We start from the raw sequence: 16399 nt of genomic DNA, 5'->3' as shown, positions 1-16399 counted from the left end.
TGCTCCGTCATTGCGAGGAGCACTTGCGACGAAGCAATCTAGATTGCTTCCGCGGAGGCAGTCTGGATTGGTTCGCTTCGCTCGCAATGACGGGGTGTGGCAGTCGCCGTCACTTCGACGCGATAGTCGCTGTCTCCTGAGGGAGACTCCCCAACAGCGCCTGCAAGGTCGACAGCGTCGAGTGATCCGCGACCCCATCCAGTCGCGCCGGGCGGAAATGGCGCTGGAACGCGGTGACGACTTCCATGGTCGCGGCGTCGTATTTGCCGGTGAGGGGAACGCCGTAGCCGTATCTGGCGAGCGCTTGCTGCAGGCTCAGCACCTCATCGCTGATGGTGCCGAGCATCAGGCTTTCGCCGCGCACCACCGGCGCGGGCGTGACCCAGTGTCCGACGCCGGAATTGGCCAGCGAATGCCACGGAAATTTTTCGCCGGGATCTTTCTTGCGCGCCGGCGCCACGTCGGAATGGCCGAGCACCCGGTGCGCGGGCACCTTGCGGCGGAGCATGATGCCGCGGCACAGCGCGATCACGGCGGCGATCTGGCGCAGCGGAAACTCCGGATAGCCCCAATCGTGGCCGCGATTGACGATCTCGATCCCGATCGAGCAGGAATTGATGTCGTCCTCGCCGGACCAGGACGAGACGCCGGCATGCCAGGCGCGCCTGGCCTCCGGCACGCATTGCACGATGCGGCCGTCTTCCAGCACGACATAATGTGCCGACACCTCGGTGCCCGCGGAGCAGAGCCGCGCCAGCGCACCTTCGACGTCGGGCATGCCGGTGTAGTGCAGCACAATCATATCGGGTTGGCGGCCCTTGTTGCGGTCGCCATGGTTCGGTGAGGGGATGATGTCGGAGACGATCGAGGAATCCGGCTCGAACGTCCGCATGTTCGCGGCGGCTTTGGGAACCGGCAGAACGCGTTGACGCTTCGAATCAGATCCAGACGGCGTGGACGAACCGGACGACATAAATAGCTCGAGACAGACAGAGAGTGGGCCAAGCCCTTCTCTTTACTATTCCTTTACCCTCCACCGTGCGCAACCGCGCGACGAGGTTAACGGATGCATTTTGGCGCATGTGTGTGGATGAAGCATCACCAGCCGCGTCAGCTTTTCGACTTGTCGCGAGCCGATCAACGCTTTCTTAACGCTAAGGGCCGTTACTGAGAGATGAAGAGCCGACCCGCGTCCGGAGGCGGCCAAAGCGTATTTTGGCTCGAAATCCCATGGCTGCCCGACAAATTCCAAGGGGAATACTGGGTTGGTGGCCCGGGACCACCGGGCACGGTAACCATATCGGACGGGGGTTGGGTCGTGGAACCGCCGCGACGCGGAATCATTCGAGGCGTTATGAGCTTGTTCGTCCCCGATCTCACTTGGGAGTCCGGCGGGGCGATCGGCAGGCCTGGCGCATGAGCTCGGCTCCGCACATCCCCGTTCTTGGCCGCGAGGCCATCGACCACCTCGCCCCGCGCGAAGGCGGCCTTTATATCGACGCGACCTTTGGTGCCGGCGGCTACAGCCGCGCGATCCTCGACCTGCCGGGAACCCAGGTGATTGCCATTGATCGCGACCGTACTGCGATCGAGGGCGGCGCCGAGCTCGTCGCACGCTCGGCGGGCAGGCTGACCCTCGTTGAAGATCGTTTCTCCAACCTCGCCGAGGTCTGCGCGGCTCAAGGCATCGATAGCGTCGACGGCGTCGTGATGGACGTCGGGGTATCCTCGATGCAGCTCGACCAGCCCGGCCGCGGCTTCTCGTTCCGCCTCGATGGTCCGCTCGACATGCGGATGGGGCAGGCAGGCCCGACTGCGGCCGATGTCGTGGCGCGCGCCTCGGAAGGCGATCTCGCCGACATCATTTATCTTCTCGGCGAAGAGCGGCAGTCGCGCCGGATCGCCCGCGCTATCGTCGCGGACCGTCAGGAGACGCCGTTCACGACCACGCGCGCGCTCGCCGAGCTCGTCGGCAGGGTGGTTCGGTCCAAGCCCGGCGATATTCACCCGGCGACGCGGACGTTCCAGGCCCTGCGCATCTTCGTCAACGAAGAGCTCGAGGAACTCCAGAGCGCGCTCATCGCTGCCGAGCGCGTGCTCAAGCCCGGTGGTCGCCTCGTTGTCGTCTCGTTCCATTCGCTGGAAGACCGCATCGTCAAGAATTTCCTTAGCCTGCGCAGCAAGACGGGTGGCGGCTCACGCCATTTGCCGGAAGTGTCTCAGGCGGTGCCGAGTTTTCAGCTGCTGACGCGGCGGCCGGTGATCGCGGGCGAAAACGAAGTCGCGCATAACCCGCGTGCGCGATCGGCAAAACTGCGCGCCGGCGAGCGCACCTCGGCGCCGGCGCATGACGAGCGCGAGCAATCGTCCTGGCCAAAACTCTCCGACCTCATGAGAGGTGGCTAGCGCATGCGCTTCATCCACCTCCTCGTCATCGGCGCGCTGATCTTCGCGGCAGCCTATGTCTATAGGATCAAGATGGACTCCACGGCGCGCACCGAAAAGGTGCTGCGGCTGCATGCGGAGATCCGCGAGCAGCGCGATGCGATCGCGGCGCTGCGCTCCGAATGGGCCAAGCTCGATGCGCCCCTGCGCCTGCAGGGCCTGTCCGATCGGCATCTGCAGCTCAAGCCGGTCAACGGCACGCAATATGACTCACTGAAGAATCTGCCCGAGCGCCCGCCGCGGATGTTCAGGCCGGGCGAGCCGGATCCGATCGGCGCCATGCTCAACACCATCGAAGCCGCCAGCGATCCCGATAATGTGACGGGCGCCGTACCTCAGCCCGAGGACAAGCCATGAATGCTGTGACCCCGGCCAAACCGGCAGAAAAGCCGACTGAGCCTTGGCGCCAGCGCCTGATCCGCAGCCTGCTGTACGGGCGCAACGTCGATCGCGCGGCCAAGGCGCGGGCGCGCGTCGGCCTGGCGATGCTCGCCTTTGGCGCGGTCTACGCCCTGATCGGCGGCCGGCTAGTGATGTTCGCGATCGGCGCCGACGCCCACGGCGCGCGCCGCGCCGCGGCGCAGGAGGTGGTCGCGACCGCGCGGCCCGACATCGTCGATCGCAACGGCGCGATCCTCGCGACCGACGTCAAGGCGTCGAGCCTGTTCGGCGAGCCGCGTCGCATCATCGACAAGGACGAGGCAATCGAACTTCTGACCGCCACGGTGCCCGACCTCGACGAGGCCGAGGTGCGCGAGCGCCTGAAGACGCGCAAGGGCTTCGTCTGGCTCAAGCGCGAGATTACGGCGAAGCAGCAGCAGGACATCCACAAGCTCGGCATTCCCGGCATCGGTTTCCTGCGCGAGAACAAGCGCGTCTATCCGACCGGCAACGAGGTCGCCCACCTCATTGGTCTCGTCAACATCGACAACCAGGGCATCGCCGGCATGGAGAAGTGGCTCGACAATCAGGGGCTCGCCGATCTCCACCGCGCGGGCTTTGCCACCGACCGGCTGCAAAAGCCGATCGAGCTATCGGTGGATCTGCGGGTCGAGCACGCACTGCGTGACGAGCTGCTGAAGGCCAAGGAGAAATACCACACCAAGGCCGCCTCCGGCATCGTCTCCAACGTCAAGACCGGCGAGATCGTGGCGATGGTCTCGCTGCCGGATTTCGATCCCAACAATCCGAAGGAAGCGCACGATCCCGACCGCATCAATCGCCTGACCACCGGCGTCTACGAGATGGGCTCGACCTTCAAGGCGTTCACGCTGGCGATGGCGCTCGATTCCGGCAAAATCAATTTGAACTCGATGTGGGATGCACGGGGAAACCTGCACTACGGCAAGTTCACCATCCATGACAGCCACGCGCTCGGACGTTTCATCAACACCAAGGAAGTGTTCACGTTCTCGTCCAACATCGGCGCCGCGCGGATCGCGCTCGGGCAGGGCGTCGAGGCGCACAAGGCATTCCTCGGCAAGATGGGCCAGTTGACGCGGCTGCGCACCGAACTGCCGGAAAGCGCGGCTCCGCTGATACCGCGCCGCTGGGGCGAGCTGAACACCGTGACCATCGCGTTCGGCCAAGGCATGTCGGTGGCGCCGCTGCAGGCGGTGATGGGCATCAACGCGCTGGTGAACGGCGGCTATTTGATTCCGCCGACCTTCATGAAGCGCAGCGAGGCCGAAGCGGCGGCGATGGCCAAGCGCGTCATCAGGACGGAGACCAGCGACAAGATGCGGTTCCTGATGCGGCTCAATGCAGAAATCGGCACCGCCAAGACCGCCGACGTCAAGGGTTACTACGTTGGCGGCAAGACCGGCACGTCCGAGAAGGTCATCAACGGCCGCTATGCCAAGAAACGGGTGCTCAACTCCTTCACCGCGATCATGCCCTGCGACGATCCGAAATATCAGATCCTGATCATGCTGGACGAGCCCCAGGCCATTCCCGAAACGAAGGGTTTCATCACCTCGGGCTGGAACGCGGTGCCCACGGGCGGCAAGGTGATCGAGCGGATCGCGCCGCTTCTGGGTGTCGAGCCGCGGTTCGACCTGCCGCCGTCCGAGCGCCTTATTCTTGCAGCATCCAGGACAACCCAGTAATCAACCGGGTGGGCCGTTGCCGCTGCTGAGTCGGGATTTCCCTGCAGATTCGGCGATCCGGTCCGGCATGTCGACTGGAAGACCATGAAGCTGCGCGACCTCCTCGATCAGGACGTTCAGGGCAATGACGCCGCAATCGAGCCCGCGGTCGCGGCGCTCGACGTGACCGGCGTTGCGCTCGACAGCCGCGCGGTCAAGCCAGACGATCTCTTCTTCGCACTTGCGGGCAGCAAGACCGACGGTGCGCGCTTTATCGATGCCGCGATTGCCGCAGGCGCGGTGGCGGTCGTCGGCGACCATGCGCCTGACGGCTGCAAGGTGCCGTTCATCACAGTTGCCAATCCGCGCCGCGCGCTGGCGCTGGCCGCGGCAAGATTTTTTCCCGCGCAGCCTGCGACAATTGCGGCGGTGACCGGCACCAGCGGCAAGACCTCGGTCGCCGCATTCACCCGGCAGATCTGGGAACGGCTCGGGCACGCCTCCGCCAGTATCGGAACCATCGGCCTGGTCTCGCCGAAACGTACCGTCTACGGCTCGCTGACGACGCCCGATCCGATCGCGCTGCACCGGCAGTTGGACGAGATCGCGCGCGAGGGCGTCACGCATCTCGCCTTCGAGGCCTCTTCTCACGGGCTCGACCAATATCGCCTCGACGGCGTGCGCGTGTCCGCCGGCGGCTTCACCAATCTCTCGCGCGACCACATGGATTACCATCCGACCGTCGCGCATTATCTCGCGGCCAAGCTCAGGCTGTTCCGCGAACTTGTCCCGCCGGGGGGCGCGGCCGTGATCTCCGCCGATCATGATTGCTCGGCGGAGGCGATCAGTGCTGCGAATTCGCGCGGCTTGCGCGTGATGGCAGTCGGTCGCAACGGCGACGGGGCGGGCGAGGGCATTCGTCTCGCCGGTGCGGAGGTCGAAGGATTTTCGCAAGTGCTCGCGCTCGAACATCGCGGCAAGCGGTATACGATCCGGCTGCCGCTGGTCGGCGAGTTCCAGATCGAGAATGCGCTGGTGTCGGCTGGCCTCGCCATCGGCACCGGCGGCGACGCCGCGGACGTGTTCGCGAGCCTCGAACATCTCGAAGGCGCCAAGGGCCGGTTAGAGCGCGTCGGAGAGCGCAACGGTGCGCCGATCTTCGTCGACTATGCGCACAAGCCCGATGCGCTGGCCAAGGCGCTGCAGGCGCTGCGTCCCTACGCCAGGCGCAGGCTGGTCGTCGTGTTCGGCGCCGGCGGCGACCGCGATGCCGGCAAGCGTCCGATCATGGGCGAGATCGCCGCCGGCAACGCCGACGGTGTCATCATCACCGACGACAATCCGCGCAGCGAGAAGCCGGAATCGATCCGCGCCGAAATTCTCGCCGCCGCCAAGGGCGCCCGCGAAATCGGCGACCGGGCCGCGGCGATCCGCACCGCGATCGCCGAATTGGAAGATGGCGATGCGCTGCTCATCGCCGGCAAGGGCCACGAGACCGGGCAGATCGTCGGCGGAGAGGTTTTGCCCTTCAGTGATCACGAGGCGGTCGCCGCCGCATTAGCGTCGAGGATTGCATGAGCGCGCCCATATGGACGGTGGCCGAAGTGGCGCGCGCGCTGGGCGCCGCCGGATCGTTCCCGGACACGCCGATCGACTTCGTCACCCAGGACAGCCGGCTGGTGAAGCCGGGCAGCCTCTTCGTCGCGCTGAGCGGCACCCCGAGCGGCGGCTTCATCTCGGCCTTCGCCAGCGCGCGTGACGGCTGGGAGTTCGCGGACAAGGCGGAAGCCTCGGGCGCGGTCGCGATGATCGTGCCGCACGAGATCGCGGGCATCCGCATTCCCCAGATCGTCGTGAAGGACACGCTGATCGACGGCCTCTGGGGCCTTGCGCGCGCGGCACGCGCGCGCTTCAACGGGCCGGTGATCGGGCTCACCGGCAGCGCGGGCAAAACCAGCACCAAGGAATTCCTCGCGGCCTATCCGAATGCCTATGCCAGCCCGTCGAGTTTCAATAATTTCTGGGGCGTGCCGCTGACGCTGTGCAATGCGCGCCCCGATGCCAATCTCTGGGTCGTCGAGATGGGCATGAACCAGGCGGGCGAAATCGCGCGGCTCAGCGAACTGACGCGGCCGACGGTCGCGCTCGTCGTCAACGTCCAGCCGGTGCATCTGGAGAAGCTCGGCTCGCTCGAAGCCATCCGTCGCGAGAAGGTGTCGATTGCACTCGGCCTGCCCGCGGAAGGCGTGCTGGTGCTGCCCGCCGGGATCAAGGCGCCGGACTGGAAGGGCAAGGTCATACGCTTCGGCGAGAAAGCCGAGGTGCATGAAGTCGCGCACGCGCCGCACGGCGACAGCTGGCAGGTCGTGGCCGCGCTCGGCAAGAAGGAGATCGCGTTCAGCCTGACGCCGGGCGCGCCGCATCGCGTTCAGAATGCGCTGGCCGCGCTCGCATCGATCCGTGCGGCCAACCTCGATGCGGCGACGCTTGCGATCAAGCTCGACCGGGTCGGTATCATGAGCGGCCGTGGCGTCGAGCAGGCGGCCGGTGGCGTCACCGTGATCGACGACAGCTTCAACGGTAATCCGGCCAGCGTGGCTGCCGCGCTGCAAAGCTTGCAGGCGCGCAACACGACCGGTGGCCGCCGCATTGCCGTGCTCGGCGACATGCTGGAGCTGGGCGACGGCGCACCAACCTATCACATCGACCTCGCCAGGCATCTCGACGGCATCGACGGCGTCTATTGCGTCGGACCCCTGATGCGTCACCTGTTCGAGGTGCTTCCAGCCGGCAAGGGTCTCGGTTGGCACGACGACCCCGTCACGCTGAAGCCGGGCGAGGTCGCAAATCTGCTGAGGGCAGGCGATGTCGTGGTTGTCAAGGGCAGCAAGAAGATGTTCTGGGTCAACAAGTTTGTGCCGGGCCTAGTGGCCGCCTTGCAGGCAAGGGCGTAAACTGCTTGGAAGGCGCTGTTCCCGAATCCCCTTTCCGGCGCGAAGCCGTTCGTTTTCTTTAGAGGTCGCCCGACCCGATGATGAAGACCAGCGAATGCGCGTGAGGCAGGTTGACAAGGCCAAGATCAAGGCGCGTGCAAAGGCGCCATAGGACCGTCTGAATGTTTTACTGGCTGATCGAGCTCTCCAACACATTTCCGGGCTTCGGTGCCGTTCGCACCTTCCTGAACGTCTTCCGCTACATCACCTTCCGCACCGGCGGCGCCGTCGTCACCGGCGCGCTGTTCGTATTCCTGTTCGGACCCTGGATCATCGACCATCTGCGCATCCGGCAAGGCAAGGGCCAGCCGATCCGGGCCGATGGTCCGCAATCGCATCTCGCCAAGAAAGGCACGCCCACCATGGGCGGGCTGATGATCCTGTCCGGTCTCACGGTCGGCACGGTGCTGTGGGCCAATCCGCTCAACCCTTACGTCTGGATCGTGCTGGCGGTGACGCTTGGCTTCGGCTTCGTCGGCTTCTATGACGATTATCTCAAGGTGACGAAGCAGACCACGACCGGGTTCGGCAGCAAGCTTCGCCTGCTGATCGAGGCGGCGATCGCGCTGGTGGCCTGCTACGCGCTGGTGCGGCTGAACCGCGATCCCGCGTCGACCGCGCTGACGATTCCTTTCCTGAAGGACACCGTGCTGCATTTCGGCTGGTTCTTCGTCGTGTTCGGCGCCTTCGTCATCGTTGGCGCCGGCAACGCGGTGAACCTGACCGACGGTCTCGACGGCCTTGCCATCGTGCCCGTGATGATCGCGACTGCGAGCTTTGCCATGATCGCCTATCTCGCCGGCAACGCGGTGTTCGCCGATTATCTCCAGATCAAATATGTCGCCGGCACCGGCGAGCTCGCCGTGCTCTGCGGCGCGCTGCTGGGTGCGGGCCTGGGCTTCCTCTGGTTCAACGCGCCGCCGGCCTCGATCTTCATGGGCGACACCGGCTCGCTCGCGCTCGGCGGCATGCTGGGCGCGATCGCAGTGGCGGTGAAGCACGAGATCGTGCTCGCGGTGATCGGCGGCCTGTTCGTGCTGGAGGCAGTCTCCGTCATCGTGCAGGTGGTGTCGTTCAAGATGACGGGAAAACGCATCTTCCGGATGGCGCCGATCCATCACCATTTCGAGCAACTCGGCTGGACCGAGCCCCAGATCGTGATCCGGTTCTGGATCATCTCGGTGATGCTGGCGCTCGCTGGCCTATCCACGCTGAAGCTGCGGTGAACGATCGATGATCCCCGTCACGTCCTTTGCCGGCAAGACGGTCGCGGTGTTCGGCCTCGGCGGCTCGGGACTCGCCTCCTGTCACGCGTTGAAAGCGGGCGGCGCCGAGGTGATCGCCGCCGACGACAGCGCCGAGAATGTCGCCAAGGCCGCGCAAGCGGGCTTCATCACGGCTGATTTGCGCAACGTCTCATGGGCGAATTTCGCCGCGCTGGTGCTCGCGCCCGGTGTGCCGATGACCCACCCAGTCCCGCATTGGAGCGTGCTGAAGGCGCGCGAGGCCGCTATCGAGGTGATCGGCGACATCGAGCTGTTCTGCCGCGAAAGGCGCCGGCACGCGCCGGATGCGCCGTTCGTCGCCATCACCGGCACCAATGGCAAATCGACGACGACGGCTTTGATCGCGCATCTCACCAAGGTCGCCGGCTATGACACCCAGATGGGCGGAAATATCGGCACCGCAATCCTGTCGCTGGAGCCGCCGGGCATGGGCCGCGTCCACGTCATCGAGATGTCGTCCTATCAGATCGACCTCACGCCTTCACTCGATCCCTCCGTCGGCATTCTGCTCAATGTCAGCGAAGACCACATCGATCGCCACGGCACCATCGCGCATTACGCCGCGGTGAAGGAGCGACTCGTTGCCGGTGTGCAGGCCGGCGGCACCGCGATCGTCGGCGTCGACGACGGCTTTTGCCGCGATATCGCCGACCGGCTCGATCGCGCCGGCAAGAACGTGGTGCGGATCTCCGTCAAGAATCCGCTGGCCAGCGGCATCCATGTCGAGCACGGCCATATCGTGCGCAATTCGGGCGGCGCGCGCAGTGAAATCGCGGCGCTCGGCGGCATCGGTTCTCTGCGCGGCTTGCACAATGCGCAGAACGCGGCGTGCGCGGCAGCCGCCGCGCTCGCGATGGGCATCGGCCTCGACGTCTTGCAGAACGGCCTGCGCAGCTTCCCCGGCCTTGCGCATCGCATGGAGCAGGTCGGCCGCCGCGGCAACGTGCTGTTCGTCAACGATTCCAAGGGCACCAATGCCGACGCCACCGCGCATGCGCTGTCGTCCTTTTCGGACATCTTCTGGATCGCGGGCGGCAAGCCGAAGGCCGGCGGAATCACCGGCCTCACCGGCTACTTCCCGCGCATCCGAAAAGCCTATCTGATCGGCGAGGCCGCGCAGGAATTTTCGGGCACGCTCGGCACGAAGGTGCCGCACGAGATCAGCCAGACCCTCGACGTCGCCGTCGAGCAAGCCGCATGCGATGCGGAGGCGTCAGGCATCGCTGACGCGGTCGTCCTGCTGTCGCCCGCCTGCGCCTCCTTCGACCAGTATCGCAACTTCGAAATTCGCGGCACCAGGTTCCGCGAGCTGGTGCAGGCGCTGCCGGGCATGAAGCCGGTGGTGTAGGGACGCTGCTGGTTGTTGCTCCGCTGTCGTCGCCCGGCTTGACCGGGTGATCCAGTACGCCGCGGCTGTGGTTATGAACCCTCGACGTCTCTGGAATACTGGATGCCCCGCTTTCGCGGGGCATGACGGGCATTTGAGGTAAGCGCTCGCCTTCATCTCCAATCATCCCCGTTTCCTTAACCCCCCGGTAACCAACCTCGGCGACCAATGGACCGACCTCTGTCCGAAAGCGGCCGCCATGCTCTCCCGTGAAGAACGCACCCCCTTTTCCGAGTGGTGGTGGACCGTCGACAAGCCGCTGATGGGTGCCATCCTGGCGCTGATGCTGACCGGCGTGATCCTGTCGCTGGCGGCGAGCCCGCCGGTTGCGACCCGCATCGGGCTCGATCCCTTCCACTTCTTCAGCCGGCACGTGCTATTCCTGGTGCCGTCCTGCATCGTGCTGCTCGGGGTGTCCTTCCTGTCGCCGCGGGCGATCCGTCGCTCGGCGCTGATCATCTTTGCGGTCAGCATCGTCCTGATCGTGCTGACGCTCGCGATCGGCCCCGAAGTAAAGGGCTCGCGGCGCTGGATCACGCTACTCGGCCTCAATATCCAGGCCTCCGAGATCGCAAAACCGTCGTTCGTCGTCATGGCCGCCTGGCTGTTCGCGGAATCCACTAGGCGGCCAGAAATGCCGGCGACCTCGATGGCGCTGGTGCTGCTCTTGATGCTGGTCTCGCTGCTGGTGATGGAGCCCGACTTCGGCCAGACCATGCTGATCCTGATGGTGTGGGGCTCGCTGTTCTTCATCGCGGGCATGCGGATGATCTGGGTGTTCGGGCTCGCCGGCCTCGGCGCCGCCGGACTGTTCAGCGCCTATCTTTTTGTTCCCCACGTCGCCGGCCGCATCAAGCGCTTCATGAATCCGGCCTCGGGCGACACCTTCCAGGTCGATACCGCCATGGAGGCCTTCTACAATGGCGGCTGGTTCGGCCTCGGACCGGGCGAGGGCATCGCCAAGCGCAGCCTGCCCGACAGCCACACCGATTTCGTGTTCGCGGTTGCCGCCGAAGAGTTCGGCATCATCCTGTGCCTCGCGATGCTGGCACTGTTTGCTTTCGTCGTCATCCGGACGCTGTCGCGCGCCTATGCCAACGAGGACATGTTCTCGCGCTTCGCGGCCTCGGGCTTGGCGATCCTGTTCGGCGTGCAGGCCGCCATCAACATGTCGGTCAATCTCCAGCTCATCCCCGCCAAGGGCATGACGCTGCCCTTCATCTCCTATGGTGGCTCCTCGATCGTGTCGCTGGCCTATGGTGTCGGCATGATGCTCGCGCTGACGCGGCTGCGCCCGCGCACCGAAGTCGAGGCGAGCGGCCACGCCGAGGCGATGCGCAGCTACGCATAGTTTTTCGTCATTGCGAGCGAAGCGAAGCAATCCAGAATCTCTCCGCGGTGGCAGTCTGGATTGCTTCGCTGCGCTCGCAATGACGAAAGAGTCCTTGTAAAACTCGCCACCATGGACACCTCCCCCCTGATTCTTCTCGCCGCGGGCGGCACCGGCGGCCATCTGTTTCCGGCCGAGGCGCTCGGCGTCGAGCTGATCCGGCGCGGCTTCCGCGTCCGCCTCGTCACGGACGAGCGCGCGCTGCGCTACAGCGGACTGTTCACCAAGGACATGATCGACGTCGTCTCGAGCGAGACTGCGCGCGGACGCAATCCGCTGCAGCTCGCCTATGCCGGCCTGACGCTCGCGGCCGGCACGCTGTCCGCCTACAGCCTGATCAAGCGACTGAAGCCGGTCGCCGTCGTCGGCTTCGGCGGCTATCCGACGCTGCCGCCGCTGGTCGCCGCAAAATTCGCCGGCGTGCCCGGCATCATCCATGACGCCAATGCGGTGCTCGGCCGCGCCAACCGGTTCCTGTCGAGCCGCGTCCAAGCCATCGCGACGTCGTTGCCCGGCGTGCTCGATCGCGATCCGGCGCTATCAGGCAAGACCACGACGGTCGGCACGCCGATGCGTCCGGCGATCCTCGCCGCAGCTGGCGTGCCATATGCTGCGCCTGAAGTGAACGGTCCGCTGCGCCTGCTCGTCGTCGGCGGCAGCCAGGGCGCGCGCATCATGGCCGACATCGTGCCGGGCGCGATCGAGCGCCTCGAGCCTGCGCTGTGGAGCCGGCTCGTCCTCACCCAGCAGGTGCGCGACGAGGATATGGCGCGCGTGCGTGCGGTCTACGACAGACTGAAGATCAAGGCCGAGCTCGCGCCGTTTTTCACCGATCTTCCGGCACGGCTGGCCTCCAACCATCTGGTGGTGTCGCGCTCAGGCGCCGGCACCGTGGCGGAACTTGCCGCGATCGGGCGGCCCTCGATCCTGGTGCCGCTGCCGGGCGCGATCGACCAGGACCAGTTCGCCAATGCCGGCGTGCTGGCCAAGGTCGACGGTGCGATCCGCATTCCGCAGACCGAGTTTTCCTCCGATCGCCTCGCCGCCGAGATCTCCGCCTTCGCCGCCGAGCCCGCGCGTCTTGCCGCCATGGCGCAGGCCGCCCGCGGCGCCGGCCGGCTCGACGCAGCGGAGCGGCTGGCCGATCTGGTGGCCAAAATCGCGGGAATCTGACGCGAAATCGGCCGGAATTCCTACTTTTGCCGTCATGGCCGGGCTTGTCCCGGCCATCCACGTCTTGCAAGAAGTGGTAAGGATTCGTGGATGCCCGGGACGAGCCCGGGCATGACGAAGGGAACTGCGGGATACACCATGAGACTGCCGCGCGAGATCGGACCTATCCACTTCGTCGGGATCGGCGGGATAGGCATGAGCGGAATCGCCGAGGTGCTGCTCAATCTCGGCTATTCCGTGCAGGGTTCGGACGCCTCCGACAATTACAATCTCGACCGCCTGCGCAAGAACGGTGCGAGGGTCTCGGTCGGCCACAAGGCGGAGAACGTCGACGGGGCCGAGGTCGTCGTGGTTTCTACCGCGATCAAGCGCGACAATCCGGAACTGACGGCGGCGCGCGAACGGCGCATCCCCGTGGTGCGCCGCGCCGAGATGCTGGCCGAGCTCATGCGGCTGAAGAGCTGCGTCGCCATCGCCGGCACCCACGGCAAGACCACCACGACCACGATGGTCGCGACGCTGCTCGACGCCGGCGGCCTCGATCCCACCGTGATCAACGGCGGCATCATCAATGCCTACGGCTCCAATGCGCGTCTCGGTGCGGGTGACTGGATGGTGGTCGAAGCGGACGAGAGCGACGGCACGTTCCTGAAGCTGCCGACCGAGGTCGCGATCGTCACCAATGTCGATCCCGAGCATCTCGATCACTTCAAGACCTTCGAGGCGGTGCAGGACGCCTTCCGCCATTTCGTCGAGAACCTGCCGTTCTATGGCTTCGCCGTGATGTGCATCGATCATCCCGTGGTGCAAACCCTTGTCGGCAAGATCGAGGATCGACGCATCATCACCTATGGTGAGAATCCGCAGGCCGATGTGCGCTTCGTCGACCTGACCCCGGCGGGCGGCGGATCGAAGTTCAAGGTTGCCTTCCGCGATCGCAAGACGGGCGCCGTGCACGAGATCTCCGATCTCATGCTGCCGATGCCGGGGCGCCACAATGCCTCCAACGCGACCGCCGCGATTGCGGTCGCGCGCGAGCTCGGCGTGTCGGACGAGGCGATCCGCAAGGCGATCGCCGGCTTCGGCGGCGTCAAGCGCCGCTTCACCAAGACCGGCGAGTGGAACGGCGTCACCGTCATCGACGACTACGGCCATCATCCGGTCGAGATCGCGGCGGTGCTGAAGGCGGCGCGGGAATCCACCAACGGTAAGATCGTCGCGGTGGTGCAGCCGCATCGCTACACCCGCCTGCAGTCGCTGTTCGAGGAATTCTGCACCTGCTTCAACGATGCGGATGCGGTGATCGTCGCCGAGGTCTATGCTGCGGGCGAGACGCCGATCGAAGGCATCGATCGCGACCATTTCGCCGCGGGCCTGCGCGCCCACGGCCACCGCGAGGTGATCCCGCTGCCCGCGGCGTCCGATCTCGCTGGCATCGTCAAGGGCGTGGCGAAGTCCGGCGATCTCGTCGTGTGTCTGGGCGCCGGCAACATCACGCAATGGGCGTATGCCTTGCCCGGCGAATTGAAGGCGCTGGGGTAGCGCAGTGAGCTTCCCCGACATCACACCCGACCTCAAAGCCGTGATGCCCGATCTTCGCGGCCGGCTGCTGGCGAACCAGTCGCTCGCCGAGCTCACCTGGTTTCGCGTCGGAGGTCCCGCGCAGGTGCTGTTCACGCCGACGGATGAGGACGATCTCTCTTATTTCCTCGCGCATCTCGCAAGCGACATTCCCGTCTATGTCGTCGGCGTCGGCTCCAACCTGATCGTGCGCGACGGCGGCATGGCGGGCGTGGTGATCCGGCTTGCGCCGCGCGCCTTTGGCGAGGCGAGCGCGAGCGGCGATGTCGTCACCGCGGGCGCAGCCGCGCTCGACAAGCGCGTGGCGGAAGTCGCCGCGTCGGCCAATATCGGCGGGCTCGAATTTTACTTCGGCATTCCCGGCACGATCGGCGGCGCGCTGCGCATGAATGCGGGCGCCAATGGCGGCGAGACCAAGGACGTGTTGATCGAGGCGCGTGGCGTCGGGCGCGACGGCACGAAGCACATCTTCTCCAATGCCGACATGAAGTTTGTCTACCGCAACAGCGGCGTCGATGCCTCCATCATCTTCACCTCCGCGCGGTTCTGCGGCGAGCTCAGGGATGCCGAGGCGATCCGCGCGCGCATGGCGGAAGTGCAAACCCATCGCGAGACCGCGCAGCCGATCCGCGAAAAGACCGGCGGCTCGACCTTCAAGAATCCGCCCGGCCATTCCGCCTGGAAGCTGGTCGATGCCGCCGGCTGCCGCGGTTTGCGCGTCGGCGGTGCAGAAGTCTCCGAGATGCACTGCAATTTCCTGATCAACACGGGCAATGCCACCGCGCACGATATCGAGACGCTGGGCGAGACCGTACGTGAACGGGTGAAGGCAAATTCCGGAATTGAGCTACACTGGGAAATCAAGCGGATCGGAATTCCCGGCTAATTTGGACAAGCGACGAGAGAACATGCGCATCACCATCCTCTTCGGCGGCTCCAACCGCGAACGTCTGGTTTCCGTCGCCTCAGCCCAGGCGCTGCATCAGGCGCTGCCCGAGGCCGATCTCTGGTGGTGGGACGTCGAGGACAAGGTGCATGTCGTGCAGTCCAAACAGCTGCTCGAACATGCCCGCCCGTTCGAGGACGAGTTCAAGCCGGGCACGTCGGGCATTCCGTTGGAGCAGGCGCTCGACCAGGCCAGGGCGGAGGACCGCGTGCTGGTGCTCGGCCTGCATGGCGGGCGTGCCGAGAACGGCGAATTGCAGGTGATGTGCGAAGCGCGCGGCGTGCCGTTCACCGGATCGGGCTCGGCCTCCTCGCATCTCGCGTTCGACAAGATCGCGGCCAAGCATTTCGCCGCGCTCGGCGGCGTGACGCCGCCGGCCAACATTGCGCTGGACCAGATCGACGAGGCCTTCGCCGAATACGGCCGGCTGATCGCAAAGCCCGCCAGGGATGGCTCGAGCTACGGCCTGATCTTCGTCAACGCCAAGCAGGATCTCGTCGCCGTTCGCAATGCGGCCAAGCACGAAGAGTACGTGATCGAGCCCTACATCTCCGGCGTCGAGGCGACCTGCGGCGTGCTGGAGCGGCCGGACGGCTCGATCATCTCGCTGCCGCCGATCGAGATCATTCCGGGCGAGGGCAGTTTCGACTACGCGGCGAAATATCTTTTGAAGTCGACCCAAGAGATCTGTCCCGGCCGTTTCGCACCCGAAATCACCGCCGCGCTGAAGCACCAGGCGATGCTGGCGCACCGGGCGATGTCGTGTACCGGCTATTCCCGTTCGGACTTCATCGTCTCGGACAAGGGGCTGGTCTATCTCGAAACCAACACGCTGCCCGGCCTGACCAAGTCCTCGCTCTACCCCAAGGCGCTGAAGGCCGAGAGCATCGAGTTCGTCGACTTCCTGCGCGGCCTGATCGAGCTCGCTGTGGCCGGTGTGCGAAAATAATTAGGACTGGTTAACGGCCGAACTGGCGAAACGGCCGGTTTTGGAACCCAAAACCGGTAAAATGCCGGATATTGCGGCATAAATGCCTCACAGGCCTGGGCAAAAAGCTCACGTCGTTAACGAACTTTACCTTTTGTTTACCAGGACGTCCGAAGGTTAACG

Annotated in this window: 13 protein-coding genes; 12 read left to right on the top strand and 1 reads right to left on the bottom strand. The window is 65.3% G+C overall.

The window, feature by feature from the left end; genetic code table 11:
• Positions 1-109: 109 nt before the first annotated feature.
• Positions 110-892 (bottom strand): N-acetylmuramoyl-L-alanine amidase, encoded by a 783-nt coding sequence (locus tag IVB19_RS29185; protein WP_018454231.1) that lies wholly within the window; start codon positions 890-892, stop codon positions 110-112.
• A 524-nt stretch (positions 893-1416) separates the two neighbouring features.
• On the opposite strand from IVB19_RS29185, the gene rsmH reads away from it, so the two are divergent.
• The 12 genes from rsmH (at position 1417) to IVB19_RS29125 (ending at position 16237) form a co-directional block, all read left to right on the top strand.
• Complete coding sequence (gene rsmH / locus IVB19_RS29180) at positions 1417-2406, top strand: 16S rRNA (cytosine(1402)-N(4))-methyltransferase RsmH (RefSeq protein ID WP_018454232.1); 990 nt, start codon at positions 1417-1419, stop codon at positions 2404-2406.
• A 3-nt stretch (positions 2407-2409) separates the two neighbouring features.
• The gene (ftsL, locus tag IVB19_RS29175; protein WP_018454233.1) at positions 2410-2802 is read left to right on the top strand and encodes a cell division protein FtsL; all 393 of its coding nucleotides are present in this window, start codon (positions 2410-2412) and stop codon (positions 2800-2802) included.
• The gene (locus IVB19_RS29170; protein ID WP_018454234.1) at positions 2799-4553 is read left to right on the top strand and encodes a peptidoglycan D,D-transpeptidase FtsI family protein; all 1755 of its coding nucleotides are present in this window, start codon (positions 2799-2801) and stop codon (positions 4551-4553) included. The genes ftsL and IVB19_RS29170 overlap by 4 nt, the downstream gene beginning before the upstream one ends.
• 84 nt (positions 4554-4637) lie before the next feature.
• Positions 4638-6110, top strand: a complete 1473-nt coding sequence (locus IVB19_RS29165) for a UDP-N-acetylmuramoyl-L-alanyl-D-glutamate--2,6-diaminopimelate ligase (RefSeq protein WP_018454235.1) — start codon at positions 4638-4640, stop codon at positions 6108-6110.
• Positions 6107-7486, top strand: coding sequence for a UDP-N-acetylmuramoyl-tripeptide--D-alanyl-D-alanine ligase (locus IVB19_RS29160; RefSeq protein ID WP_018454236.1), 1380 nt, complete (start codon positions 6107-6109; stop codon positions 7484-7486). The genes IVB19_RS29165 and IVB19_RS29160 overlap by 4 nt, the downstream gene beginning before the upstream one ends.
• Before the next feature lie 161 nt (positions 7487-7647).
• A complete protein-coding gene (mraY, locus tag IVB19_RS29155; RefSeq protein WP_007600847.1) occupies positions 7648-8751 on the top strand; it encodes a phospho-N-acetylmuramoyl-pentapeptide-transferase in 1104 nt (367 codons plus the stop codon).
• A 7-nt stretch (positions 8752-8758) separates the two neighbouring features.
• Positions 8759-10159 carry a UDP-N-acetylmuramoyl-L-alanine--D-glutamate ligase gene (murD, locus tag IVB19_RS29150; RefSeq protein ID WP_018454237.1) on the top strand — a complete coding sequence of 467 codons (1401 nt, stop codon included), beginning with the start codon at positions 8759-8761 and terminating at the stop codon, positions 10157-10159.
• Between the two features lie 238 nt (positions 10160-10397).
• Complete coding sequence (gene ftsW / locus IVB19_RS29145; RefSeq protein WP_018454238.1) at positions 10398-11549, top strand: putative lipid II flippase FtsW; 1152 nt, start codon at positions 10398-10400, stop codon at positions 11547-11549.
• 111 nt (positions 11550-11660) lie between these two features.
• Complete coding sequence (gene murG, locus IVB19_RS29140; protein WP_085349085.1) at positions 11661-12761, top strand: undecaprenyldiphospho-muramoylpentapeptide beta-N-acetylglucosaminyltransferase; 1101 nt, start codon at positions 11661-11663, stop codon at positions 12759-12761.
• A 138-nt stretch (positions 12762-12899) separates the two neighbouring features.
• Positions 12900-14303 (top strand): UDP-N-acetylmuramate--L-alanine ligase, encoded by a 1404-nt coding sequence (murC, locus tag IVB19_RS29135; protein WP_204513990.1) that lies wholly within the window; start codon positions 12900-12902, stop codon positions 14301-14303.
• Positions 14304-14307: 4 nt separating this feature from the next.
• Positions 14308-15228: a UDP-N-acetylmuramate dehydrogenase gene (gene murB, locus IVB19_RS29130; RefSeq protein WP_247294863.1), complete on the top strand. Its 921-nt coding sequence runs from the start codon at positions 14308-14310 to the stop codon at positions 15226-15228.
• A gap of 22 nt (positions 15229-15250) precedes the next feature.
• Positions 15251-16237 (top strand): D-alanine--D-alanine ligase family protein, encoded by a 987-nt coding sequence (locus tag IVB19_RS29125; protein WP_085349138.1) that lies wholly within the window; start codon positions 15251-15253, stop codon positions 16235-16237.
• Positions 16238-16399: the final 162 nt, after the last annotated feature.

The organism is Bradyrhizobium sp. 187 (assembly GCF_023101005.1).
GTDB classification, from domain to species: domain Bacteria; phylum Pseudomonadota; class Alphaproteobacteria; order Rhizobiales; family Xanthobacteraceae; genus Bradyrhizobium; species Bradyrhizobium canariense_D.
This window is presented reverse-complemented; position numbering and strand designations above follow the sequence as displayed.